Annotated in this window: 19 protein-coding genes; 14 read left to right on the forward strand and 5 right to left on the reverse strand. The window is 75.6% G+C overall.

What is annotated here, in order from left to right; genetic code table 11:
- The first annotated feature begins 172 nt into the window (after positions 1–172).
- The 6 genes from CRP29_RS11285 to CRP29_RS11310 all read left to right on the forward strand — a co-directional run bounded on the left by CRP29_RS11285 (position 173) and on the right by CRP29_RS11310 (position 9,952).
- Complete coding sequence (locus CRP29_RS11285; protein ID WP_097195138.1) at positions 173–472, forward strand: hypothetical protein; 300 nt, start codon at positions 173–175, stop codon at positions 470–472.
- Positions 469–2,835: a PEP/pyruvate-binding domain-containing protein gene (locus CRP29_RS11290; RefSeq protein ID WP_141437106.1), complete on the forward strand. Its 2,367-nt coding sequence runs from the start codon at positions 469–471 to the stop codon at positions 2,833–2,835. Before CRP29_RS11285 ends, CRP29_RS11290 begins: the two co-directional genes overlap by 4 nt.
- Positions 2,832–5,684 (forward strand): alkaline phosphatase D family protein, encoded by a 2,853-nt coding sequence (locus CRP29_RS11295; RefSeq protein WP_097195140.1) that lies wholly within the window; start codon positions 2,832–2,834, stop codon positions 5,682–5,684. The genes CRP29_RS11290 and CRP29_RS11295 overlap by 4 nt, the downstream gene beginning before the upstream one ends.
- A gap of 118 nt (positions 5,685–5,802) precedes the next feature.
- Positions 5,803–8,232 carry a phosphatase PAP2 family protein gene (locus CRP29_RS11300; RefSeq protein WP_141437107.1) on the forward strand — a complete coding sequence of 810 codons (2,430 nt, stop codon included), beginning with the start codon at positions 5,803–5,805 and terminating at the stop codon, positions 8,230–8,232.
- Positions 8,233–8,321: 89 nt separating this feature from the next.
- Positions 8,322–9,311, forward strand: a complete 990-nt coding sequence (locus tag CRP29_RS11305) for a lysylphosphatidylglycerol synthase transmembrane domain-containing protein (RefSeq protein ID WP_176522928.1) — start codon at positions 8,322–8,324, stop codon at positions 9,309–9,311.
- Positions 9,308–9,952, forward strand: coding sequence for a phosphatase PAP2 family protein (locus tag CRP29_RS11310; protein ID WP_097195142.1), 645 nt, complete (start codon positions 9,308–9,310; stop codon positions 9,950–9,952). The genes CRP29_RS11305 and CRP29_RS11310 overlap by 4 nt, the downstream gene beginning before the upstream one ends.
- Here CRP29_RS11310 and CRP29_RS11315 read toward each other — a convergent pair.
- The gene (locus CRP29_RS11315) at positions 9,930–10,196 is read right to left on the reverse strand and encodes a hypothetical protein (protein WP_097195143.1); all 267 of its coding nucleotides are present in this window, start codon (positions 10,194–10,196) and stop codon (positions 9,930–9,932) included. The two genes, CRP29_RS11310 and CRP29_RS11315, sit on opposite strands and share 23 nt — an antisense overlap.
- A 53-nt stretch (positions 10,197–10,249) precedes the next feature.
- On the opposite strand from CRP29_RS11315, the gene CRP29_RS11320 reads away from it, so the two are divergent.
- Together CRP29_RS11320 and CRP29_RS11325 are read left to right on the forward strand one after the other, a co-directional pair.
- Positions 10,250–13,114 carry a cation-translocating P-type ATPase gene (locus CRP29_RS11320; protein ID WP_097195144.1) on the forward strand — a complete coding sequence of 955 codons (2,865 nt, stop codon included), beginning with the start codon at positions 10,250–10,252 and terminating at the stop codon, positions 13,112–13,114.
- Positions 13,115–13,185: 71 nt separating this feature from the next.
- Entirely contained in the window at positions 13,186–14,319 is a 1,134-nt protein-coding gene (locus CRP29_RS11325; RefSeq protein WP_097195145.1) for an Acg family FMN-binding oxidoreductase, read from the forward strand.
- Here CRP29_RS11325 and CRP29_RS11330 read toward each other — a convergent pair.
- A complete protein-coding gene (locus CRP29_RS11330; protein WP_217991552.1) occupies positions 14,307–15,074 on the reverse strand; it encodes a hypothetical protein in 768 nt (255 codons plus the stop codon). The genes CRP29_RS11325 and CRP29_RS11330 overlap by 13 nt on opposite strands.
- Positions 15,071–16,060, reverse strand: a complete 990-nt coding sequence (locus CRP29_RS11335) for a universal stress protein (RefSeq protein ID WP_097195146.1) — start codon at positions 16,058–16,060, stop codon at positions 15,071–15,073. The genes CRP29_RS11330 and CRP29_RS11335 overlap by 4 nt, the downstream gene beginning before the upstream one ends.
- 168 nt (positions 16,061–16,228) lie before the next feature.
- Between CRP29_RS11335 and CRP29_RS11340 the strand changes: the two genes are divergently transcribed.
- The 4 genes from CRP29_RS11340 (at position 16,229) to CRP29_RS11355 (ending at position 20,191) form a co-directional block, all read left to right on the forward strand.
- Positions 16,229–16,906 carry a CBS domain-containing protein gene (locus CRP29_RS11340; protein WP_141437108.1) on the forward strand — a complete coding sequence of 226 codons (678 nt, stop codon included), beginning with the start codon at positions 16,229–16,231 and terminating at the stop codon, positions 16,904–16,906.
- Between the two features lie 23 nt (positions 16,907–16,929).
- Positions 16,930–17,808 (forward strand): universal stress protein, encoded by an 879-nt coding sequence (locus CRP29_RS11345; RefSeq protein WP_097195148.1) that lies wholly within the window; start codon positions 16,930–16,932, stop codon positions 17,806–17,808.
- Complete coding sequence (locus tag CRP29_RS11350; protein WP_097195149.1) at positions 17,805–18,353, forward strand: flavodoxin domain-containing protein; 549 nt, start codon at positions 17,805–17,807, stop codon at positions 18,351–18,353. Before CRP29_RS11345 ends, CRP29_RS11350 begins: the two co-directional genes overlap by 4 nt.
- A 119-nt stretch (positions 18,354–18,472) precedes the next feature.
- A complete protein-coding gene (locus tag CRP29_RS11355) occupies positions 18,473–20,191 on the forward strand; it encodes a GAF domain-containing sensor histidine kinase (RefSeq protein WP_097195150.1) in 1,719 nt (572 codons plus the stop codon).
- An 18-nt stretch (positions 20,192–20,209) separates the two neighbouring features.
- Here the strand turns inward: CRP29_RS11355 and CRP29_RS11360 are convergent, their stop codons facing one another.
- Positions 20,210–20,884, reverse strand: coding sequence for a response regulator (locus tag CRP29_RS11360; RefSeq protein WP_097195151.1), 675 nt, complete (start codon positions 20,882–20,884; stop codon positions 20,210–20,212).
- 234 nt (positions 20,885–21,118) lie between these two features.
- Here CRP29_RS11360 and CRP29_RS11365 point away from each other — a divergent pair, with 234 nt between their 5' ends.
- Both CRP29_RS11365 and CRP29_RS11370 read left to right on the forward strand, forming a co-directional pair.
- On the forward strand, positions 21,119–21,658 hold the full coding sequence (locus CRP29_RS11365; protein WP_097195152.1) for a flavodoxin domain-containing protein: 540 nt from the start codon (positions 21,119–21,121) through the stop codon (positions 21,656–21,658).
- A 40-nt stretch (positions 21,659–21,698) separates the two neighbouring features.
- The gene (locus CRP29_RS11370; RefSeq protein WP_217991553.1) at positions 21,699–22,697 is read left to right on the forward strand and encodes an Acg family FMN-binding oxidoreductase; all 999 of its coding nucleotides are present in this window, start codon (positions 21,699–21,701) and stop codon (positions 22,695–22,697) included.
- A 9-nt stretch (positions 22,698–22,706) separates the two neighbouring features.
- Here the strand turns inward: CRP29_RS11370 and CRP29_RS11375 are convergent, their stop codons facing one another.
- The gene (locus CRP29_RS11375; RefSeq protein ID WP_176522929.1) at positions 22,707–25,367 is read right to left on the reverse strand and encodes a GNAT family N-acetyltransferase; all 2,661 of its coding nucleotides are present in this window, start codon (positions 25,365–25,367) and stop codon (positions 22,707–22,709) included.
- Positions 25,368–25,548 lie beyond the last annotated feature (181 nt).

Raw genomic sequence — 25,548 nt, forward strand, 5'->3', positions numbered from 1 at the left:
AGGTCCCGAGCAGACCCGTCCGGCCGTTGCCCGACGCGCCGGTCCCGGCCTGTCACCGCCGCTCGACAGGGGCCGAAGGTCCCCGCTCCTCGGTCCGCTCGGCCCCCGTCGGGCGGGACCGGGCCCGCCTAGCGTCCGGGCAGTCGATGCTCCTCTCCCCCAGGTGGTTCCCGTGTCCCGCACCGCCGTCCTGCTCGCGGTCGCGCTGCTGCCGGCCGCGGTCGGCCTCGTCGACGTCCTCCGGGACGGCACGTCCGACCTCGTCGTCGTGCTGGCCGCGACCCTGCTCCTGCTCGCTGCGGCGCTGGCCAGCGCCGTGCGGGACCGGCACGTGGTCCAGCTGCGACCGGACCTGGCGGCCTGGCTGAGCGCCCGGTCGGCCGCCACCGGGGAACCCGTGGAACGGCTGGCCGACCGGTGCGTCGCCGCCTACCGGTCGGCCCTGACCGGCGTCCCCGAGGACGTGGCGTGACCACGCTGACCGTCGCCGGACCCGTGGTCCTCCTCCGCCCCGGCACTCCGGCCGCGGCGGCCGAGCTGGGAGGCAAGGCGGGATCCCTCGACCGGCTGGTCCAGGCGGGCTTCCCCGTACCCCCGACCGCCGTCGTCACGGCCACGGCCTACCGCGGCGTGGCCGCCCACCCCGACCTCGCCGGCCTGCTGACCCGGGTGCGGGACGGGGCCGTCGTCCCCTCCCCCGAGGTGGACGAGGCCTTCCTGGCCGTTCCCGTCGATGCCGCCGTGACGCAGGCGCTGATCGACGCCGCTCGCTCGGTCGGCGGCGGTGCCCCGGTCGCCGTCCGCTCGTCGGCCACGGTCGAGGACATGGCGGGGGCCTCCTTCGCCGGGCAGTACCGCTCCTCCCTGGACGTCGCCCCGGACGAGGTCCTCCATGCCGTCCGGCTGACGTGGGCGTCGCTCTGGCACCCGGCACCGGTCGCCTACCGGCGGGCCTGGGGCATCACCAGCGACGACATCGCCATGCCCGCGGCGATCATGCGCATGGTCCCCGCTCGGACGGCCGGCGTCGTCTTCACGGTCGATCCCGGGGGCGCCGGGGACCGGGCGCGGGTGGAAGCCGTGCCGGAGCTCGGCGAGGCGCTCGTGTCCGGCGCACGCACTCCGGCCGTGTGGCTCCTGCCGCGAGACGGCTCCTCGGCCGGGCCCGACGTCCCGCCGGAGGTGCAGGAGGCCGCGGAGCTGGCCCTGCGGGTGGAGCGCACGGTCGGGGGTGGCGTCCCGCAGGACGTGGAGTGGGCCTGGGACGGCGACCGGACCTGGGTGGTGCAGGCCCGGCCGATCACCACCGGGCCGACGAGGACCGACGACGGCAGCGACACGGTCGGCGACGACGCCGAGCTGACCACGGCGGGGATCGGCGAGACCCTCCCCGGGTTCCTTCCCCCGCTGGTCTGGGAGCTGGGCTCCTTCCTGGTGGAGGAGGCGCTCCGGACCGTGCTGGGCCGGCTGTGGGGACTCCCGGGCGACCGTTCCGGTCCGCACGAGTTCGTCCGCCGGGTGCACGGCCGCGCAGCCCTGGACCTGGATCTGCTGAAGGCAGCCGCGGGGGCCGTCCCCGGCGGGTCCGAGGCCGAGCTGGAGCGCCAGTACTTCGGCGCCGCCATGGCCGACGCCGATGAGGGCACCCCGGCACCGTGGTGGCGCACCGCGCGCTATGCCCTCCGCGGCGCCTCCGCGCGCCGGCGCGCCGTGGCCGAGGCCGCCGTGGTCCTCGCGACCACGGACGAGGTGCTGACGGACCCCCCGGATCTGGTGGACCTGACCGACGCCGACCTGCTCGCCTACCGGCAGCGGCTCGTCGACCTGGGCGCGCGCGGGATGACGGTGGAGCTGTCCGTCGCGTCCGCGGCCGTGGCGGCGTACCGCGAACTGGAGCGCACGCTGGCCGGCCACCTGGGCGAGGACGCGGCCGCCTCCGCCGCTCAGCGGGTGACCGTGGGCGCCGGGGCCCGGCGCGACCGCTCACCGGCCACGTCCCGGTCGGTCTTCGCCGGCCCCACCTGGAGCGAGAGCGACTCGGTCGCGATGCCTCCCCAGGTGCCGCGGGGCCCCGAGCGGGAGGCGGCCCAGCACGACCTCGAGCGGGAGCTGACCACCCAGCGCTCGTGGCGCCGGGTCCGGATCCTGACGGGGCAGCTCGTCGACGTCCGGCTGCACGTGCTCCGCCGGCTCATCGGGGACGCCTCCGAGGGGCTGGCCCGGCGCGAGAACGTCAAGGCCGCCGTGCTCGCCGTCGGCGGCGAGGTACGGCGCGTGCACCTGGAGGTGGGGCGCCGGCTCACGGAGTCCTCCGTGCTCGACAGCCCGGACGACGTCGACCTGCTGCGCACTGCCGAGCTGCGTGCGGCGCTCCGCGGCGCTGCTCCGCCCCCGGCCGAGCTCGCGCGACGCCGCCGCTGGATGCGACAGCACCTGCAGGACCCCCCGCTGCCGGTGCGCTTCACCGGCACGCCGTCCGCGGCGCCGGTGGAGGCGCCGCGGGGCGACCGCCTCGAGGGGTGGGCGGCGAGCCCGGGCCGGCACACCGGCCGGGCGCGCGTGCTGACCGAGCCGTCCCCCGACCTGCTCGCACCCGGGGACGTGCTGGTCGCGGCGGCGACCGACGCCGGGTGGTCGCCGGTCTTCCTGCGGGCCGGCGCCATCGTGGTGGAGCGGGGCGGCCCGCTGTCCCACGCGGCGATCGTGGCCCGCGAGCTCGGCCTGCCCGCCGTGCTCAACCTCCCCGGCGCGACCGCCGCACTCGACGGCCGGCGGGTGACGGTGGACGGCGACTCCGGGGTGGTCCTCGTGCTCCCGGAGGAGGACCAGCCGTGACGCGCACCGGCAGCAGACGCCGCGTCAAGGAGGACTGGTGGGCCGACGCCGACATCGACCGCGCCCAGATCTTCGTGCCGGCCATCATGGGTGCCGGGCTGCTGATCTCGGCGTTCACCCTCGTCCGCGACGCCTTCCACGGCAGGCACCGCCGTGGCCGGGACCGCCGGACGGTGCTCCAGGCGCGGGCCAGCGCCGCCTTCGTCCGGACCGGGACCCCGCCTGACGCCGCCCTGCTCTCCGGGCTCCGGCCCCGCCTGCACTACCTGTTCCTCGGCCTGTCCGCCGGCGGCCTGGCCGTCTACGGCGCCCGTGGGGCCACGAAGAACTACGCCCCCGACGAGGGCATGTTCGCGGGACTGGCGTGGATGTACGCACTCCTGCTGGCCCTGGTCGCCGCCCTCGCCGTCGTCTCCGCGCTATCGCTGCTCACCGCGGCGACCTGGCCCGACCTCCCCCGCTGGGCGCGCCCACTCCTCGCCGTCACCCCGCTGGGGCAGGCACCCGTGGAGGGGCAGCGGCGCGGCAGCCTGCTGGTCGGGTGGGCGGCCCTGCTGACGGCGGCGGCGGCCGTGCAGTTCGTCTTCACCACCGCAGGCGCGCCGCAGCTGCTCGCCGAGCTCGACGACGAGATCACCGACCCGGTCGCCTCCGTCGTGCCCTGGGAGCTCCTCGGCGGAGTGCCGCTGGCGGTGGGTCTGGCCGTCGTCGTCGGTGTCGTGGGACGGCGCTGCCCCACCTTCGCGCTGGGGCAGCTCGGCGTGGTGGTCGGCGCGCTGATCGCCCACGCTCTCTTCGCCGACCGGCTGGAGCGGGCCTTCCCACCGGACGGCCCGATGGCCGGATTGACCGGCTCCCTGCCGAGCGCGCCCGCTCTCCAGGCCACCCTGTTCGCCGGGTTCCTCCCGCTCGCGGTGTACGTCGCCACCCGGCGGCGCACGGCCGCCCTGGTCGCGCTGGGCCTGACCTCCGCCGGCGTGCTCGCCGCGTCGTTCGAGATCGTCCGGAGCCGCCTGTCCTGGCCGTCGGACGTCGTCGCCGGCGTGCTCCTCGGGCTCGCCCTCGTGCTCGGCACCTGGTGGGCGCTGGAGCACCGGCCGTGGCACCGGCGCTGCGCCGCCTGCCCGTGGGAGCTGCCCGGCGACGTGCGCGCCGGCCCCGGCCTGCTCCAGGTCCCCGCCGCGCGCGAGCGGACGGTCCGCCGCGGAGCCCGCCTGTGGCTCGCCGGCGCGGTCGTCCTGTTCGCCGCCCTCGCTCTCGTCGAGGGGCTCCCGGCCAGCCCGGAGGGCGTGGCCATGGGACCGGCGCTGTCCAGGCAGCTCCAGCTGGCGCTGCTGGGACTGGCGGCGGTCGCCCTGCTGGTCGCGCTCCGCTGGGAAGCGGTGGGAGCGGCGCTCGCCGCCCTCGCCGGTACCGGGCTCGCGGTCTTCGCGTCCATCACCTACCAACCGTGGGTCAGCCTCCTGATCGCGGGCCTCTTCCTCGTGCCGGCGGTCGGCTTCTGGCTGGTGTGGCAGCACCGCCGCACGATGCGCGCGGTGGTCACGCTGGCGATGGCCACGGCGCTACTGCTCGCGGGCACCTTCGGCGCCTCGGCCGAGATCTACGACCGGCTGTTCGGCCCGCTCCACCCGCGCTCGGCAACGCTGCCGCTGGCGGTCGACGCGGTGGCCTGGACGTGGAGCGGCGCGGTGACCGCGCGCTCGGCCGAGGTCGTCGCCAAGATCGACGGCGACGCGGACGAGGTGCGCCTCGCCGTGACCGGCGGCGACGGGACCGTCCGCTCCGACGTCGTCCCGCCGGGTCCCGACGACGTCGTCCGGCTGGACGTCGACGGGCTCGAGCCCGGCACCGACTACCGGTACGCCGTCGAGGTGGACGGTGAGCCCGACCGCAGCCGCGGAGCAGGGACGTTCAGCACCCCGCCGGAGGGCCCGGCGTCCTTCACCATCGCCGTGGCCTCGTGCGCCCGCACCGGCTCGAGCGGCGCGGTGTTCGACGCCATCCGGGCGGTCGACCCGGCGCTGTTCATCCACATGGGCGACCTGCACTACGCCAACATCGCCCGGGACGAGCCCACGTTGTTCGGCGACCGCTACGAGGACGCGCTCACCTCGCCGGCCCAGGCCGCGCTGTACCGCGCCGTGCCGGTGTCCTACGTCTGGAGCGACCACGACTACGGCCCGGAGAACGCCGACTCCTCCTCCCCCAGCCGGGACGCCGCCCGTGCGGCCTACCGCACCTACGTACCGCACCACGAGCTCGTGGAAGGGGACGGCGGTGCGATCTACCACGCGTTCACGATGGGCCGCGTGCGCGTCGTCATGACCGACACCCGCTCGGAGAAGACCGACACCACGATGCTCGGCGAACGGCAACTGGTCTGGCTGCAGGACGAACTGGTCACCGCGAGCCGCGACCACGCCCTCGTGCTGTGGGTGAACCCCGATCCGTGGGTGGCGCCCGACGAGCCGGGGCGCGACGACTGGGGCGGATACGCCGACGAGCGCCGGCGGATCGCGGACACCCTCGCCGACGCGGGCGTGGAGAACCTGGTCATGGTCAGCGGTGACGCCCACATGGTCGCCGCCGACGACGGCACGAACACCGACTACAGCACCGGCGGCCGGGGCGGCTTCCCGCTCCTGCACGCCGCCGCCATGGACTCCCCCGGAACGCTGAAGGGCGGCCCCTACAGCGAGGGGGCGTTCCCGGGGGCGGGCCAGTTCGGCACGGTGACGGTGACCGACACCGGCGGCGACGCCGTCGACGTCGAGCTGACCGGACGCAACTGGCGGAACGAGGTGCTGGTGTCCTACCGGACGCGCCTGCCCGTCCCGTCCTCGTGAGCCCGCACCCGGGTCACCCCACACCGCCGGGCGACGTCCCCGCAACAGGACCGGCGGCCTCCCAGGGGCAGGGCGGAAGACCCTGCCCCTCCGCGTCGTCAGCACGTGGACTGACCAGGTGACAACCCGAGAGGCGACGCCCCTGGCCACGTCCCCGCAGGAGACGCCGGCGCCCCGCCGGACGACGACGACCCAACGGCATCCCGTCGACCTGGTGCGCGTCGTGCTCGGCCTGGCGATCTTCGGGCTCGGGTTCCTCATCGCCCAGCGGGGCGAGCTCCCCGTCCTCGAGGGCGACCTGTTCCGGATCGTCAACAACCTCCCCGAGATCGTCTTCCCCGTCGTCTGGGCGGTGATGCAGCTCGGCAACGTGGTCGCCGTGCCGGTGGTCGCCGGCGTGGCCGCGCTGACGCGGCGCTTCCGCATGGCCCGGGACATGCTGGTCTCCGGCCTGCTGGCCTATTTCGCCGCCGACTTCGTCAAGAGCGTCGTCGGGCGGGAGCGTCCGGCCGGTCTGGTCGACGCCAACCTGCTCGACGGCAACGTCAGCGGCATCGGCTTCATCTCCGGGCACGCCGCGGTGGCGGCGGCGCTGGCGACCGCCGCGGTGCCCTACCTCACCCGCCGCGGCCGACGAGCAGCCTGGGCGCTGGCCTGGACCGTGGCCCTCGCCCGGGTCTACGTGGGGGCGCACCTGCCGCTGGACATCATCGGTGGAGCGGCGGTGGGCTGGGCCATCGGATCGCTGGTGCACTACGTCCTGGGGGTGCCGCGCTGGGAGCCGGAACTCGCCCGCGTGGCGGCGCTGCTGCACCGCTTCGGCCTGCCCGTCCGGGACCTGCGCCCCGCCGACGTGATCGCCCGCAGCTCGCACCCCTTCGTCGCCCTCGACGACGACGGCCGGCAGCTGTACGTGAAGGCGCTGGACCCCGACCGCTTCGAGCGGGACTGGGTGTACCGGCTGTACCGCTTCATCGCCGTGCGCGACGTGAAGGACGCCGACGCCGTCGCACCGCTGGGGCAGCAGGCGGAGCACGAGGCCGTGGCCGCGATGACCGCCCGCGAGCGCGGCGTGCGCGTGCCTGCCGTGGTGCTGGCCCGCGGCACCGACAGGGGTGGCGTCGTGGTGCAGCAGCACGTGAACGGGCGCCCGCTGGACGACCTGCCGTCCCAGGAGGTCACACCGGCCCTCCTGGCGGAGGTCTGGCACCAGGTCGCCCGGCTGCGCGCCGCACGGATCGCGCACCACGACCTCGTGGCCTCGAGCGTGCTGGTCGACCGCGCCGGCGAGCCCTGGATCGTGGACTTCGGCAACGCGCAGACCGGTGCGGACGCCCAGAGCCTGGACGGGGACACCGCCGAACTCATGGCGTCACTGGCGCTGCACGTCGACGCGGAACTGGTCGTGGCCTCCGCGCTGGACGGGCTCGGCGCCGACGCCGTCAGCGCGGCCCTCCCCGGGCTGGCGCCGCTCACCCTCTCGTCGGCCACCCGGAACGGGATGCGGGCGCGGCCCGGCCGCCTGCGCGCCCTGCGGCGCGAGATCCGCCGGCGGCTGCAGCTGCCCGACCCCGGCCGGCCCGAGTTCGGTCCGCCCGGGCTCACGGCCCGGCTGGCCGTGGCAGCCGGGGTGGCGCTCGTGCTCATCGGCGTGCCGCTGCTGGCCGGCGCGACCGACGTCGTGGAGTCCGTCGAGGTGGGCGGATGGCGCTGGCTGGGCGGCGCGTTCGCGCTCGCCGTGCTGGCCCGCGCCGCGATGGCCGCGGCGGCACTGCTCACCGTCCAGCGGCGGCTGGCCCTGGGCCGGACCTTCGGCGCGACCCTGGCCGCCGACGGCGCCACGCTGCTGCACGGGCGCACCGGGTGGCGGCGCTCGGCGGCGCGGTTCCTCGAGCGGGCCGGCGTCGTCCCCGGCGAGGCGCGCCGGGCGACGGACCGCTTCGTGGCGGGCGCCATCGTGGCCGCCGTCCTGGTCGCGCTCGGCACCCTGGTCCTCGCCGTCGTCGAGGGACGGCTCACCGGCTGGCGGACGCCCGAGGCCCTCGTCCCGGCCGTGCTCCTCGGGTTGGCCGCCTGGGGTCTCGTCCTGGTCGGGCAGGAACTGGCACGCCGGCACGGGGCCGCGGCCGTTCCGGTGGGTGACGCCGAGCCCCCCGGGCAGGTGACCCGCACGCTGCGCGAGGCCCTCACCGGTCGCGGCGCCGCGACCGCCGGCCGGAACTTCTGGCCGCAGCTGGGCTGGGCCTCGCTGGGCGTGGCACTGGAGGCGGCGGCACTGGCGGCGGCGTTGCACGCCGTCGGCGGGAACGTGCCGTTGCTGGCGACGATGACGGTCTACGGCGCGCTGCACATGCTCTGGTCGGTGCTGCCCGTCACCGGCATGCCCGGTGCCGCGGACGTCGCCCTCCTGCTCGCGCTGCTGGCTCTGGGGGCCCCCCTGGCCAGCGCATGCGCCGGCGTCCTCGCCTTCCGGTTGCTCACCTTCTGGATCCCCGCCGGGCTCGGATCGCTCCTCTCGGCCCGGTTCGAGCACCGTCATCTGACGTGACCCCAGCGGCGGTGCTGTCCCGCCCGGGTGGGAGTCCGCGGGGGGTTCTCCGGGGATCCGCGGCGCGACTTGCGCTCACGGTCGGTGTGGTGGCGGCGATCTTCGGCGGGATCCTCCCCCGTATCGCCGACTACGGGCAGGCCTGGGACCTGGTGCGCGCCCTCACCTGGGCGGAGACCGCCCTCGTCGCCGTCGTGGGTGCCGTGAACCTGGGGTCCTACGCACTGCTGTGGGCGGCGGCCGTTCCCGGGCTCGGCTGGTGGCGGGCGCTGATGGTCGACCAGTCGTCCACGGCGATCTCCAACACCGTCCCGGCCGGTTTCGCCTTCGGCGTCGGCACGACCGCGGCCATGTACCACTCCTTCGGGTTCTCCCCCGGGGTGATCACCCGTGCGGTCGCGGTCACCGGCATCTCGAACAGCCTGGTGAAGCTGGCCATGCCGGCGCTGGCCCTGCTCGGCCTGCTCCTGGTCCGCGACCCCCATCCGGGGCTCGCGGTCGCCGCCGTCCTCGGCAGCGTGCTCCTGCTGGTCGCCGTCGCCGCGCTGACGGCCGTGCTGACGCACCGCCGGGCCGGTGCGGTGCTGGCGGGGGCCGCCGAGCGCGTGGCCGGACGGATCGCGCGGCGACGGGGCCGGTCCGGGCCCTCCGGCTGGGTCGGGCGCACCGACCGCTTCCGGACCGACTCCCTGGAACTGCTCCGTACCCGCTGGGTGGCGCTGGCCGGCGCCGCAGTCTTCAGCCACGTGGCGCTGTTCCTGGTGCTGCTGACCTGCCTGCGCACCGTGGACGGGCAGGGCGCCGACGTGCACTGGGTCGTCGTCCTCGCGGTGTTCGCCGTCACCCGGCTCGTGACGATCGTGCCGATCACGCCCGGCGCGCTCGGCGTCGCCGAGCTCAGCTACGTCGCCGGCCTCACGGCCGTCGGGGTCGGCGCCGCCGCCGCCGGCGGTGCGGTGCTGCTCTTCCGCCTCCTCACGTGGTTCCTCCCCGTCCCGCTCGGCCTCGGCGCCTGGCTGCTCTGGCGACGGGGCGCGGGACAGGACCGGGAGCCTGCGGCCGCCGGTGCCGCGACGTGAGCCGGGCGCACCGGCGGCGATGGGCGGACGCCGCCACGCTCCTGGTCGCCGCAGGCCTCGCCGGCCTCTGCGCCCGGGCGGTCGCCCCCGGAACGGTCGGGGACCTGGAGCGACGCGTCTTCGCGGTCGTGAACGGATGGCCGGACGACGTCGAGCAGCCGCTGTGGGTGTTCCAGACCCTCGGTGTGCTCGGCATGCCGCTCGTGGTCGCCGTCGTCGCCCTCGCACTGCGGCGGTGGCGGCTCGCGCTGGCCCTGGCCCTGCTGGTCCCGCTCAAGCTGCTCGTCGAGCACGCGGTCCTCAAGGAGCTGGTCCACCGGGAGCGGCCGGGCACCACGATCCCGGACGCGATCCTGCGCGACGTGCCGTCCGCCGGGCCCGCGTTCCCCTCGGGTCACGCGGTCATCGCGTTCGGGATCGTCGTCCTGCTCGCGCCCTACCTGCGCCGGCGGTGGCTGGTCGTCGTCGTCGCGCTGGCCGTGCTCAACTCGGTGGCCCGGGTGTACCTCGGCGGTCACGCCCCGCTCGACATGATCGGCGGGGCGGCCGCCGGGGCGGCGGTGGGTGCCCTGCTGAACCTGGCCGTGGGCGTTCCGGCCGGTGCGCCCGACGGGTCGGTCAGGGCGCATCCGGTGAGATGACCGGCGCCGCCGGTCCGTCCGCACTGGTCACCGTCAGCTGCCCCACCTCCAGATGGGCGATCCGCAGGTGCTTGATCTCGGCGCGACCGATTCCGATCCGGCCGACGGCGAGCGCTCCGATGGCCATCGACCCGATCGCCAGCGATCCGAGCGCCACGGTGCCGATCGCCATCGAGCCGACGGCGACCCGCCCCGCCGCCCCGGCCCGGATCCGCACCGGTTCCGCTCGTCGTCCTCTGCTCATGTGCCGCTCCCCGTCGTCCGCCGTGCCGGTGCATGCGAGCCCACAGACTGCTCATGGACCGGTCCGCGGAGGCAGGGCCGAAGGTCGTGTCCGGGCCGGGACCACCCGGTGCGCCGGCCGGGACCTCCGCACCTCTGCCGCTCTGCGCGGTCGGACCAGGCTGGACGACGATCGGCCCTCCGCGGCCGCAGCCCGTGCGCGGATCAGGAGTTCCAGATGGCGAGCCCGTCCGCATCCGGCCTCCGCCCGCCGCCGGCGGCCCGCCTCGTCCGGGACGAAGGCCTCGTGCCCGGCTCGATGGCGCCTCGGCACAGGTGACCACGACGATCCGGCCGGGGCTCAGCTCGGCGGAGGCCGCTTCCCGGCGGGTGCCCGGAGGCAACCGGCTGCCCGAGCACCGCCCGCCGTCGCCGGCGCGCCTCCTCGTCGCCCAGCTGGTGCACTTCTTCGCACTGCTGCTCTGGGCCGCCGCCGGCCTCGCCGTCATCGGTGGGCTGCCTCAGCTCGGCATCGCGATCGTCGTGGTCGTGTTGCTCAACGGGGTGTTCGCCTTCGTCCAGGAGTACCGGGCGGACCGGGCCGCCGAGGCCCTGCGCAGCCTGGTCCCGCACCGGGTGACGGTGGTGCGCGACGGGTTGCGGCAGGAGATCGATGCCGTCGACCTGGTCGTGGGCGACCTGGCGCTGCTGGAGCCGGGCGACCTGCTGGCCGCCGATCTCGAGCTCGTCGACGTCCACGGACTGCGCGTGGACGAGGCGACGCTGACCGGCGAGAGCGAGCCGGTGGCCAAGGACAGGGGCGACACCGCCTTCGCCGGTTGCTTCGTCGTCGAGGGCGAGGGCGCCGCCACGGTGGTGGCCATCGGTGCGGACACCCGGCTGGCCTCGATCGCCCTGATGGCCGGGACCGTGGAACGGGCGAAGACACCGCTGTCCCGGGAGCTCCACCGCGTGGTGCGCACCGTCACCGTGCTCGCCGTCGGCGTGGGGCTGGCCTGCTTCGGAGCGGGCTTCCTGCTGGGCCTCCCGGCGAGTGAGGGCTTCCTCTTCGCCGTCGGCGTGACCGTCGCGCTGGTCCCGGAGGGCCTGCTCCCGACGGTCACGCTGTCGCTGGCCCGGGGCGCGCAGCTCCTGGCACGCGGGAACGCCCTCGTCCGGCGGCTGGAATCGGTCGAGACCCTCGGGTCGACGACGTTCATCTGCACGGACAAGACCGGGACCCTGACCCAGAACCGCATGGCGGTGGTCGAGGTGTGGTCCCCGGCGGGCGTGGTGTCCGTGCACGGTGTCGGCTACGAACCGGTCGCGACCTTCGACGGAAGCGCCGAGGCGGTGGACCGGGCCCGCGACGTCGCGCGCACCGCAGCCGTCTGCTCGACCGGCCGCATCACCCGCTCCGACGGCGGCTGGCAGGCGACCGGCGACCCCATGGAGGCGGCGCTGGACGCGCTGGCCCAGCGGCTGGGCATCCCGGGTACGCACACCGGGACACCCGCCGGGTCTCGTCGCTTCGCGTTCGACCCGCGCCGCCGCCGGATGTCGGTCTGGGCCGACGGCGCGCTGTGCGTCAAGGGCGCCCCCGACAGCGTCCTGGCCCGGTGCACCGATGCCGCGGGGGCCGCGGCGGCCGCTGCCGGCATGGCCGCCCGCGGTCTCCGCGTCCTGGCCGTCGCCCGCCGGACCGCCTCCCTCCCGGACGGGTGCGACGCCGACGAGGCGGAGCGGGAGCTCGAGCTGCTGGGGATCGTCGGGCTCGAGGATCCGCCCCGCCCGGGCGTCCGCGAAGCGCTCGCCGACTGCCGCCGGGCCGGGATCTCCGTCGGGATGATCACCGGTGACTCGGGCGCGACCGGTCGGGCCATCGCCGAAGAGGTGGGGCTGTGGCTCGAGGGCGGCCTCGTGGTCGAAGGCGCCGACCTGCCCGCCACATCCGAGGGGCTCGGGGAGCTGCTGGACCGGGACGGCATCGTCGTCTGCCGGGTCGCCCCCGAGGACAAGCTGCGCATCGCCCAGGCGCTGCAGGCCCGGGGGCACGTGGTCGCGATGACCGGGGACGGCGTCAACGACGGCCCGGCCCTGCGGGCGGCCGACATCGGCGTGGCGATGGGGGCCAGCGGCACCGACGTCGCCCGCCAGGCTGCGGACCTGGTGCTGCTCGACGACCACTTCGCGACGATCGTCGTCGCCGTACGGCAGGGCCGCGCGACCTGCACCAACATCCGGCGGTTCCTCACCTACCACCTCACCGACAACGTCGCCGAGCTCGCCCCGTTCCTCGTCTTCTCGGCCACCGGCGGTGGGATCCCGCTGGCTCTGGGTGTGTTGCAGGTGCTCGCCATCGACATCGCGACCGACCTCCTCCCCGCGCTCGCTCTGGGCGCCGAGCCGGCCTCTCCCCGCGTCCTCGACGGACCGCCTCCCCGCCGCCGGCTGGTCGACGGGCGGCTGCTCCGCCGTGCGCTCGGCGTCCTCGGGCCCGTGGAGGCCACCGTGGCCATGACCGCCTTCCTGGTCGTGCTGACGAGCGGCGGGTGGGCCTACGGCGACACCCCGGACGCCGACACCCTGGCCGCGGCCTCCGGCGCCGCCTTCGCGGCCGTCGTGCTCGGACAGATGGCCAACGCGTTCGCCTGCCGGAGCGGCACCCGGCCGGCGTGGCGGCAGGCGTGGCGGAGCAACCCCCTGCTGCTGTGGGCCGTGGGGATCGAGCTCGGAGTCCTGGCCGCGATGCTGCTCGTGCCACCCGTCGCCGATCTGCTCGGCATGGGTCCGCCGCCGCTGCTCGGGCTCCTCCTGGCCGCGTGCGCCGTGCCGGCGGTGCTCGCCGTCGACGGACTGCACAAGTGGCTCGCGGCCGCTCGCGCCGGGCACGTCACGTCGGCACCGGAGAGCAAGGACATTCGTCCGGGCCGGACGTGACCGGCGACCCCAGCCGATCAGTGCCCCGGGGCGGAGGCTCGGCGGTATCGGTCCTAGCGAGGAGCATCTCGATGTCGCACAACGCTCCGCCACCGCGCACCGGTGGGCCGGCCACTCCCCCCGACCCGTGCGTTCGGGCACTGGAGCACGCCGCGGACCTCGCCGTCCTGGCGCCCTCGGTGCACAACACGCAGCCGTGGAGCATCGGCATGCACCTCGACCGCATGGAGATCCGGGTCGACCGCAGCCGCCAGCTCACCGCTCTGGATCCGCAGGGGCGGGAGATGGTCCAGAGCGTGGGTGCCGCGCTGCTGACGGCGCGGGTGGCGCTGGCCGCCGAGGACTGGGCGGTGGAGGTGGACCGCCTGCCCGACCCGGTGGACCGCGATCTGCTCGCCGTCGTCCGCCCGGTGGCCGGCCGGGCCGACCGGGTGCTCGCCGCGCTCGCCCCGGCCGTACCGGAGCGCCGGACCAACCGCAGGCAGTTCGCACCGGAGCCGCTGCCGGAGGACGTGCTGCGACTCCTGATCGCTGCGGCCGCGGCGGAGGACACCAGCCTCGTGCCCGTCACCAGCGAACCCCACCGCCGACTGGTGGCCAGGCTCACCCAGCAGGCCGACGGCGTGCAGAACGCCTCGCCGGCCTACCGGGCGGAGCTCCGGCACTGGACGACACGGGCGACGTCCGCCGGCGACGGGGTGCCGAGCAGCGTGGTCCCGCGCACCGACGGGAGCCCGGGTAACGACATCCCCCTGCGGGACTTCGACACGCAGGGGAACGGCGCCCTCCCGGCCGACACCCGCTCCGGCGCCGACCAGACCCTGGTGCTCCTGGCCACGCGGAGCGATGACCCCGGGGCCTGGCTGCGGGCGGGCGAGGCCCTGCAGCGGGTGCTGCTCGAGCTGACCCGCCTCGGGTGGGTCGCCAGCCCGCTGAGCCAGGCCGTCGAGGTGCCGATCACCCGCACCCAGTTGCGGGCGGCGCTGGCCTGGGACGCCCATCCCCAGATGCTCCTGCGGATCGGCCGGGCGGAGCCCACCGGTCCGGTGCTCCGACGGCCCCGGTCGGAGGCCGTCACGGGCAGCTGGCAACCGCCGCGACCGGGCTCGGACAGCGAGCCACCCGCGCGGCCCGGCGGCGGGACCCGCCATCCGGTGTCCGACGGGCGCGGCGGCACGATCTGGATCGTCGATCAGGAGACCTGACCACCGGCGACCTGACCACCCGGAGCACGGCCCTCGGCGCGCGCCTTGATGCCCCGGAGCATCCGCCGCTCCATCACGAATCCGACCGGCTCGACCAGCCGCCACATCAGGCGCTGCGCCGGCGGGCGGCTGAGCCGCTGCCGCACGAGGAGCCTGGTGCGCCGGCCGCCGCCCGACGGCCGGAGGATCCACTGCCAGGTGACCACCGGGGTTCCGGCGCCCGCCCGGGCCTGCTCGTCCGGGGCGTCCGGCCCGGCGCTGACCAGCACCAGGGCGACCGGAGGCCGCACGGCGTGCACGCGGAAGGAGGGGGCGCGGCCCGGGGCGAGCCGGACGACGTCCCCCACCGCGACGTCCTGGTGCTCCGGCAGCACGTGGTCGGCGCTGTGGATGTCGCAGCGGCAGAGGTTCTCCAGCCCGTCGTAGCTGTAGAAGCCACCCCGGCCCTGGCCCATCTGCGCCACCCAGGGCCAGACGACGTCCACCGGCGCGTCGACGGTGATGCCGCGCGTGTACCCCAGATCCGGGGCAGCGACCAGCTCGTCCCCGGGCAGGTCTGCGGTGACCTCTTCCTCGTCCACGCCCCACCGGTTGTAGCGGCGCCGGAGCACCGGGGACGCGACCACGGCGCCGAGGACGAGTGCGCCGCCCACGACGACGTCGGCGGCGGCGGTGCCGATCCGCCGCACCGCACCGCGGATCGGCCGACCGGCAGGACGGAGGTCGGCCCGCTGGGGAACCGCGCTCGAGCTCACATGCCGGCCATCGCCGGCTCGGACCGGTCGGCCGCGTCCCGGACCCCGGCCGGTCGGACCACCATCACCGGGCAGTCCGCGTGCATGGCGCACCGGAGGGCGACCGAACCGAGCAGCAGGGCACGGAACGCCCCTCGGCCGCGGCTGCCCACGACCAGCAGGGCAGCTCCCTGCGACCGCTGGACCAGCACGTCGTCCGCCGGCCCCTCGTGGACCTCGATGCCGATGGGGGGCACGGCGCCGCGACGATCCTCCGCCAGCACCTCGTCGACGAGCTGCCGGGCGCGCTCCTCCAGCCGCTCGCGGACCTCCTCCACGGCAGGAACCACCACCGAGGACAGATCGGTCCAGTAGTCGGTCGTCTGGTAGCTGGTGACCACCTCCACCCCGCCGTCCAGGCGGGCGGCCTCCTCGACCGCCGCGGCCAGAGCGAGGCGCGACGCCGGCGAGCCGTCCACGCCGACGACCACCCGCGGCGGCCGGGTCGCAGCCACCGGAGAGGGGTGGACGACGACCACCGGACAGGCGGCATGCGTGGCGCAGTGCAGCGCCACCGAGCCGAGCAGCGCGCTGCGCCCGGCGCCCCGTCCCCGGCTGCCGACGACGAGCAGCATCGCGTCCACGGACCGGTCGACGAGGTCGGGGGCGGGCGGACGCTCGGTGACGACGAGCCGGATCCGGACCTCGCTCACCCCGGGAACGGACGAGATCTGGGCATCGGCGCCGACCTCGTCGACCAGGGTCCGCACCTGCTCGCGTGCCTCGTCCCGGATCGCGCCCAGATCGGGGACCACCATCGGTGCGCCGCCGAGGTAGTACAGCTCCGCGGTGACGCTGGACACCACGTCGAGGTCGGCGCCCCTGCGGGCCGCGGCCAGGAGTGCGTGGACGAGGACGTCCCGGGACGCGCTCGAACCGTCCACACCCACGACCACCGTGGGCCGGTCACCGGCCTCCGTCGGCGCCGTGCGGTCGGACTGGCTCATGGCTGCTCCTCGTTCCTGCGCGGCGGGTCCGCCGGCGTCCCCCCGACCCTGGTGGGGCGCGGCCGGCCGTCCACAGGGACGGAGGTCCCGACACCCCCCGCCCGCAGACCCTGGGGGCGGCGCGTCGAGCGACCTAACGTCGGCCCCCCGACATCCCGAGGAGTGCCCGTGCAGGCCAGAGACGTCATGTCACGCGAGGTGGTCACGGTCGGACCCGACACGTCCGCGAAGTACGCCGCCGAGATCATGGCCGATCGCGGCTTCGCCGCGATCCCGGTCGTGGACGGCGACGACCAGCTGGTGGGCATCGTCGCCGAGGCCGACGTGCTGGCCGAACGGCTGCCCCCCGATCCGCGCCTGCACGTCCGCCGCGACCGGTCGGACCACGACGTGCCGCCTCCGCTGCTCGTCCGGGGGGTGATGACCGTGGGCGTCCGGACGGTGGACGCGACGGCCGACGTGTCCGACATCGCCCGGCTGTTCGTCGACGACCGGCTGCGCAGCGTCCCGGTGCTGGAGCACGGGCGACTGGCCGGCATCGTCAGCCGACGCGACGTCCTGCGCGCCCTCGTGCGCCCCGACGAGGCGCTCCGGGACGACCTGCTGCGGCTCGTCGAGGAGTACACCGGCGATCTCGACTCCTGGGACGTCGCCGTCACCGAGGGAATGGCCACGATCCGTCGTACCCGCGGCGCCCCCGACGTCTCCGCCGACGTGGAGGACCGCGCCCTGCGGACCCTGGCCCACACCGTGGGCGGCGTGATCGGCGTCCGCATCCTCCACGGCGCCGACTCGACCGGCGGCGGCCAGGATCCGCGCGGCCTCGACGTCGACGCGCCGGCCTGACCCGGGCCCCGGAGAGGACCACCATGGACGAAGATCCCCGCCTGCCCGTCGTCGTCGGCGTCGACGCGTCGGAGGCGTCGCTGCGCGCCGCCCGCTTCGCCGCCGACGAGGCCCGGCGGCGGCGCGTGCCCCTGCGGATCGTGCACGCCGTGTCCTGGCCCCTCGACAGCCTCGCCATCCCGCCCACCGACCTCGATCCCGCAGGCCGGCTGCGCGCCGGCGCCGAGACCGTGGCGCAGTGGGCGGCGGACGCCGTGGCCGGTGACGACCTCGAGATCCGCACGGTGGTCGAGAAGGGCGATCCCGTCACCGTCCTCCAGGTGGCGTCCGCGGACGCCCAGCTGGTGGTCGTCGGCAGCCGCGGCATCGGGGGCGTCACCGGGCTGCTCGTGGGCTCGACGGCGAGCGGGCTCGTCGCGCACAGCCACTGCCCGGTCGTCGTCCTGCCGGAGGAGACAGCGGCGCGGGTGACCGGCCGGCAGTCGGTGGTCGTCGGGGTGGAGACCAGCCGTGGGGATGCCGACGTGCTGGAGTTCGCCTTCGCCGCGGCCGCCCAGCGCGGCACCGACCTGGTGGCCGTGCACGCCTGGCAGGACGCGGTGCTGGAGACGGCGTTCCGGTCGATGGGGCCGCTGGTCGACTGGGCCGGCCTCGCCGCGGAGGAGCAGGTCGCACTGAGCGAGACCCTGGCGGGCTGGCGGGAGAAGGCGCCCGACGTGGCCGTCCGCGAAGTGGTCGTCCGCGACCGGCCTGCGCGCGCGCTGCTCTCCGCCGGGCTGACCGCCCAGCTCGTCGTCGTGGGGCATCGGCGGCGCCCGGCCCTGGGGTCGACGACGCACGCCGTGCTGCACCGGGCGACGTGCCCGGTCGTGATCGTCCCCCTGCCCCGGCCCGGTCGATGAGTGCCGGACGGTTCCGGGTCCTGGTCGTCACGGCCAGCCGGCACGGAGCCACCGCCGAGATCGGCGCCGCACTGGCCCGGACGCTCGGGAACTGCGACGCCGGCCGCGCCGTGGACCTCGCCGCGGTGGCCGTGCCCGTGGAGCAGCGTCCGGATCCTGCGCCCTTCGACGCCGTGGTGGTCGGCAGCGCCGTGTACGCCGGACGGTGGCTCGACGGCGCCCGCCAGTACGTGGCGATGCATGCCGGTGTGCTCCGCACGCGCCCCACCTGGCTGTTCTCCAGCGGCCCGATCGGCGAGCCGCCGTTCCCCCCGGACGTCCCGCACGACGTCGCCCCGCTGATGGGGCTGACCGGCGCCCGCGGGCACGCCCTCTTCCCCGGCCGGCTGGACGAGGAACGGCTCAGCTTCGGGGAGCGGTCGGTGGTCACCGCCATGCGGGCCCCGCTGGGCGACTTCCGCGACTGGGCCGCGGTCCGGTCCTGGGGTGAGGAGCTCGCGCGCTCGCTCGCCGCGGACAGCTCCGGCGTCCCCGCGCAGACCTGAGCCGATCGAGTGACCAAGATCCAACGTCCGCGGGCGACGCGCCCCTATGCCCCGGCGCCGAGGAGTGACAGGCTCGTAGGTGAGGCGTCACCTCCGAGTGCCCGAGGAGCTGAGCAGCGATGGTGCCCTCCGACGAGGAGACGGGGAGCGAGGCCGTCAGCACGGACCTGCTGTCGGGCATGCGGCTGACCGAACTGCTCGACGAGGTGCAGGACCGCCTCTCGGTCGTCGCCCGCACCCAGGCCCGGGTGCAGAACCTGCTCGACGCCTTCCTCAGCGTGTCCAGCGGTCTGGACCTCGACACGACGCTGCGCCGGATCGTCCTGGCCGCGACCGAACTGGTGGATGCCCGGTACGGCGCCCTGGGGGTGCTCGGGCGCACCGGCGGGCTCGCTGCCTTCATCCACGTCGGCATCGACGAGGAGACGGCGCGACGGCTGGGATCGCTGCCCGAGGGGAAGGGGGTCCTGGGTCAGCTGATCACCGAGCCCTACCCCCTGCGGATCTCCGACCTCGGTCGCCACCCGTCGTCGGTCGGCTTCCCCCCGGGCCACCCCGAGATGCACAGCTTCCTCGGGGTTCCGGTGCTGGTGCGGGGCGAGGTCTTCGGCAACCTCTACATGACCGAGAAGTCCCACGGTGACTTCACCGCCGAGGACGAGGCCGTCCTGACCGCCCTGGCCGGCGCGGCCGGGATCGCGATCGACAACGCCCGTCTGTACGAGGAGAGCGAGGTCCGCCGCCGCTGGCTGGCGGCTGTCTCGGACGTGCGGGCCGCCCTGCTGGGAGCGGCTTCGGCGGAGGAGGCACTGTGTCTGATCGCCGAGCAGGTGGCGGGTCTGACGGGCGCCGATGCCACTTTGCTGGCCCGGGGACCAGATCCGGCCGACGGCGCGTACACCGTCGTGGCACACCTGGGTGCGGACATGCAGGACCTGACCGGTTCCCGGCTCACGGCTCCCGGGAACCCGGTGCTGGAGGCTCTGGAGGCGGCCGACGGGGTGGTCGCCGTCGACATGAGCGGGCTGCCCTACGAAGGCCCCAACGCGCACATCCCCTGGGGCCCCTGCCTCGGCATCCCCCTGCACATGTCCCACACCGAGGACGCCGTCGTGATCGTGGCCCGCTCCGCCGGCGCCGAGCCCTTCGACGAGAGCGTGGCACTCCTGGTGACGGCGTTCGCCGCCCAGGCATCGGCGGCACTGGACAACGCGGCCCGCCAGCGGCTGGCCCGCCAGCTCGACGTCTACGAGGACCGCGACCGCATCGCCCGGGACCTGCACGACCTCGTCATCCAGCGGGTCTTCGCCGCCGGACTGGCTCTGCAGTCCGTGCTCCCCCGGGTCAGCGACGCAGAGGTGCAGCGGCGGGTCGAAGGCGTCGTGGTCCAGCTCGACGAGACGGTGCGCGACATCCGCACGACGATCTTCGACCTGCACACCACCGACGCCTCGGAGCATCCCGACAGCCTCCGCCGCCGGGTGCTCGACGTCGTCACCGAGATCACCGGGGACGACCTGCAACCCACCGTCCGGATGTCCGGCGCCGTCGACAGCCTGGTCACCGGCGAGCTCGCCCTCGACGTCGAGGCGGTCGTCCGGGAGGCGGTCAGCAACGCGGCCCGGCACTCCGGGGCCCGCCACGTCACGGTCACCCTGGACGTGAGCGACGAGGTGGTGGTCGAGGTGGTCGACGACGGGCGGGGCATCGACAAGCGCGCCGCACGGAGCGGACTGCGCAACCTGGAGCAGCGCGCTGTGCGTCGCGGTGGCGGCGCGTCGGTCGAGCCGCTGCCCGAGGGCGGCACCCGGCTGCGGTGGTTCGCGCCGCTGCGCTGAACCGACCCGCGGCTCGGCTCAGGCGCGGCGCGAAGCGGGGGCCGGGCCGCGCAGCTCGGTGGCCAGGACGGCCGCCTGGGTACGCCGCTCCAGTCCCAGCTTGGCCAGCAGGTGGGACACGTAGTTCTTGACGGTCTTCTCCGCCAGGAACATCCGTTCGCCGATCTGCCGGTTCGTCAGGCCCTCGCCGATCAGCTCCAGCACCGTCCGCTCCTGCTCGCTGAGCTTGGCCAGGGGGCCGGCCGGCTCGGCCGACCGCCGCATGCGCTCCAGCACCGCCGTGGTCGCGGCCGGGTCCAGCAGCGAGCCACCAGCCGCCACGGTGCGGACGGCAGAGACCAGGTCCTGACCGAGGATCTGCTTGAGCAGGTAGCCCGAGGCCCCGGCCATGATCGCCTCGAAGAGCGCCTCGTCGTCGCTGTAGCTGGTCAGCATGATGACCTTGAGCTCCGGCAGGCGGGACCGCAGTTCGCGGCAGACGCTCACGCCGTCACCGTCGGGCAGCCGGACGTCGAGGATCGCGACGTCGGGCTGCAGCGCCGGCACCCGGGCCAGTGCCTCCGCCGCGTTCTTCCCCTCGCCGACCACGGTGATCCCGGGGTCGCTCTCCAGGACGTCGGCCACTCCCCGCCGGACCACTTCGTGGTCGTCGAGGAGGAACACCGTGGTCGGGTTCTGCTGCTCCGAGGTCACCGAGGAACCGTCCTGCGTCCAGACCGCGCAGGACGCGGCGCCCGTGGAGCCGCGGGGAAGGGCACCACCCCGTCAGGCTAAGCGGCGCCACCCGCCGGCGGAGCAGGGCCCAAGGTCCCGTGTCCGGAGTGCGTCGGTCCCGGGCCGCCCCGGACCCACGCAGCGACGTCCGGCCCGCGCGCGAAGGCACTCGGACCCTCACCGGCCGCCCGGCCCGGCGGCACGCTGACCCCCATGGACGCCAGCACCCACGTACTGGTCGGCTACGCCTCCGCGCACGGGTCCACCGCAGGGGTGGCCGACCGGATCGCCGCCCGGATCAACAGCTTCGGGTGCGAGGTGGACTGCCGTCCGGTCGGGCCGGACCTCGACCCCGCCGCCTACGACGCCATCCTCCTCGGCAGCGCCGTGCACGACATGGCCTGGCTGCCGTCGGCGGTCGACTTCCTGACCCGGTTGAGCGGCGCCGAACCGACGTGGTTCTTCAGCGTCGGTGGCCTCGAGCCCCGGGGACCGGTGACCCGGCGCATGACCCGGCTGGAGATCGCCCGGGTGGAGCAGCAGTTCCCGGCCCGGTTCCGCGGCCGGGACCACCGCATGTTCGCCGGCGTCGTGCAGACGGCCGGCCTCGCCCTCTGGGGCCGGGTCTTCTGGCGGCTCGTCGGCGGCCGGAACGGGGACCACCGGGACTGGCCGGCCATCGACCGCTGGGCATCGGACGTCGGGGCGGAGCTCGCCCGGCTGCGGGACGCGGCCGAGCTGCGGCACCCATGACCCTGGCCGACCACCCCCCGTTCCGGATCGAGGAGCCATCGTGCTGACCGCCCCCCTGGACCGGACCACGGCGCAGACCGCGATCAGCCTGGCCAACCGCGCGCCCTCGGTGCACAACTCCCAACCGTGGCGCTGGCGCATCGGGCCGTCGTCGATCCACCTGTTCGCCGACGCGGCTCGCGGCCTGCCCGCCACCGACCCGGAGGGACGGGATCTCCGGCTCAGCTGCGGCGCCGCCCTGCATCATCTGCGGGTCGCGCTGCTGGCGACCGGCCTGGCCACGACGGTCCACCGGCTGCCGAATCCGGCCCAGCCCGAGCACCTGGCGACCGTCGAGACCCACGCGGGCATCCCGCTGGCCGAGGACCTGGCCCTCGCCCGCGCGATCGAGGTCCGGCGCAGCGATCGCCGTGTGTTCTCGTCCTGGCCGGTGCCCGAGCAGATGCTGGACGCGCTGATCACCGTCGCCGACCACCAGGGCGCCCACCTGACGGTCCTGGATCGGGAATCGCACCGGAACGCTGTCGCCCGGCTCGTGGAACGCGCCGCCGTCCAGCAGGCGCTCACCCCGGACCTGGCGCGGGAGATCGCCCGGTGGACCGGTCGTACCCGTGGCGCGGAGGACGGGGTGCCCGCCGCCAACGTGCCGAAGGAATCCGAAGGGACCGTGCCCGTCCGGCACTTCGCCGGTGCCCGGCAGCAGCAGAATCCCCTGGGAACGGACGAGTCCGACGGCACGGTGCTCACCCTGCTGAGCACCACCCACGACGGCCCGGTCGACCAGCTCCGCGCGGGTGAGGCACTCAGCGCCGTGCTGCTGACCGCCACCCGCTTCGGTCTGGCCACCGACCCGGTCAGCCAGCCGCTGGAGACACCCACGACCCTCGCCGAGCTCCGGTCGTCGGTGCTCGGCGGGGCCGCCGCGCCGCAGATCCTGCTGAGGCTGGGCTGGGCTCCCATGAGCGCGACCCCCGTGCCGCTGACCGGCCGGCGGCCGCTCGCCGACACCGTGGACGACCTCGACGAACCGGTGGGCTAGCGCGCTCGATCACCCGGCAACGGGCACGAGCCTGGCGCGCACGTCGAGTGCCGCACTGCTCTGCGGGCCCACGACCAGCGGGTTCACCTCGATCTCCGCGATCTCGGGCAGCGCGTCGGCGAGCCACCCCACCCGCCGGATGCAGTCGCGGACCCCCGCCAGGTCCAGGGACCGCCCGTGGCCGGTGGCGAACAGCTCGGTCGCCGCCATCATGTCGTCCACGTCGGCATCCGTCGGCGGCGCCAGGCGGTGCACCCGGTGCCCGAGGGCGTCGGTGGCCCGCCCACCGGGGCCCAGCGCGACCACCGGCCCGGCCGAGGGGTCACGGACCGCCCCCACGAAGAACTCGTCCCCCGGCGTGATCATCGGCTGGAGGACGGCGCCGATCCACCGCGGCCCGGCCCGGTCGGCCCACTCGTCGACCGTCCGGCCGGCCCTGCGGGCATCGGTCACCGGCAGCCGGAGCAGGCCCGCGTCGCCCTTGTGGACGACGCCGTCGACGACCCCCTTGAGCGCCATCGGTCCCCTGGCCCTGCGGACGACGTCGGCCGCCTCCGCGCCGGTGGTGACCCACCGGACCGGCACCGCCGGGATGCCCGCCGCGCGGCAGAGCGCATCGACCTCGAGCGGCCGCATCCATCCGCCGGAGGGCATCCGGGCCAGCCCGGCGGTCACCGCCTCGTGCGCGCGGTGGATGTCGATGCCGTCGGGCACCGTGGGAGGCCCGGGATCCCGGGACAGCCAGGCTCGTCGCTGCACCGCGACCCCGAGGGCGCGCGCAGCCAGGCCGGGCTCGTTGACCGACACGAGGAACCGGCCCGGGGGCGCACCGGGCAGCTCGATCCGCTCCACCGTGGTGGGCCGGACGAGTTGCACGTCGATGAGGGCGGTGCCGGTCCCCCGCGCCGCCGCGGCCGCGGCGGCGCCCGGGATGGCGAGGGCCGGGTCGCTCACCGCGGTCGGGGCGGTGACGGTCAGGACGGCGCCGACGTGCGGGCTGTCCAGCAGCATGCCGAGCGCCGCGGCGAAGGCGTCGGCGCCGACCGCGGCACCGGCATCGACCGGGTTGCCGACGCTCGCCGGCGGCGGCAGCACGGCCCGCAGCCGCTCCTGCAGCTCGTCGGGGAAGGGGTCGACCACCAGGCCGGCCGCCGCGCAGGCATCCGCCGCCAGCACGCCTCCCCCGCCGACGTTGGTCAGGATCGCGACCGACCGGCCCTCGGGCAGCGGCTGGCCCTGCAGCAGACCGATGGCGGTCGCCATGTCCGGGAGGTCGGGCAGGACCTGGACTCCCCCCGAGGCGTACGCCGCCTCCCGGAGCGCACGCGGGGTCGCCGGGCAGGCGGTGTGCGACGCCGCCGCGCGCTGGCCCGCCGACGAGGTGCCGGTCTGCAGCACGAGCACCGGCACCCGGGCCGCGAGGTGCGTCGCCGTACGGATCAGGCCGCGCAGATCCGGTTCGGACTCGGCGTACAGGACGACGAGGGAGGTGTCCGGATCCTCGTCGAACCAGGCCAGGAGGTCGCGGGCCCCGACGTCGAGCGCGTCGCCGACGGCCACCATGGCCGACAGGCCCAGCCCGAGGCGCCGCCACTCGCTGACCGTGGCGATCGCGATGCCACCCGACTGGGCCACCAGCCCGATGTCGCCGGCGGGGGCCGGCTCGTCGGTGAACGTGGTGTCCAACCGGCTGGTCTTCCCCGGTCCGATGACGCCGGCGGTGTTGGGCCCGACCACGCGCATCGCGTAGCGGTCCGCCAGCTCCCGCACCCGCGCGCTCAGTCCGGGGATCCCACCGAGACCGGACGTCATGAGGACGACCGCCCGGACGCCCTGCTCGCCGCACTCCTCGAGCGTCGAGGCGACCGCCTCGGCGGGCACCGTCAGGACCGCCAGGTCGACGGTGCAGGGCACGTCGGCGATCGAGGGCCAGCAGGGCACGCCCTCCACCTGCCCCCCGTGCGGGTTCACCGCGACCACCGCACCGGAGAACGCGGCGGCGTGCAGGCTGCGCAGCACCGCGCGCCCGAGGGAACCCTCCCTCCGGCCGGCTCCCACGACGGCGACCGTGCCGGGCCGGAGGATCGGCCGGAGGCCGGCAGCCGCCGCCTTCCGGTGCCGGTCCTCGCTCGCCGCCGCGTAACGCTCGTCGCCGTGCAGCACGACCTCGATGCGCGTCTCGGGGCCCGTCCGCGAGTACTCCACGGGCAGGCCCAGATCGGCGAGCACGTCGGTCATCGGCCCGTTCTCGGCGAGCACGTCGGCCACGAGGCGCTGGATGCCCGACCGCACGGCCACGGCGGCCAGCTCCTCCAGCAGGACCGTGCCCACGCCGTGGGCGTGCCACGCCGGGTCGACCACCGCCGCCACCTCGGCGGTGTCCGCGTCCACGGGCACCATCTGGACCGCGCCCACGAGCCGGTCGCGCACCCGGGCGCCGAGGCAGACCGCGCCGTGCGCCCCGCCGAGGGTGCGCTCGAGGTAGATCTCCAGATCGGCGGGGTGCAGCGAGCTGAACCGCAGGTAGCGGTCCCGATCCGTCAGGCGGTCGTGCAGCGCGAGGGCGTCGGGGAGGTCCGTCGGGCCGAGCCGGTACAGCAGCGCCGGCGAGCCGTCGGCCAGGAGTGCGCGCGTCGGCGTCCCGGCCCTCGCTGGAGCCCCCTCGACCACGCGCTCCTCCGTACCGGCCGACGGCGGCCGCACGGTGCGACCGGCACGGGCCGGCCCCGTGCCGCTCACCCTCGACGACCAGGAGCCCGGACAGGAGGGACCAACGGCCCCGTCGGGGCGGACGTACGTCCGCCCGTGCCCCCGCGGGACGGAAGTCCCGCGAGGACCTGTCTTCCGGCCG

The sequence above is a fragment of the Blastococcus aggregatus genome (genome assembly GCF_900221005.1).
In the GTDB taxonomy this organism is placed as follows: Bacteria; Actinomycetota; Actinomycetes; order Mycobacteriales; family Geodermatophilaceae; genus Blastococcus; species Blastococcus aggregatus.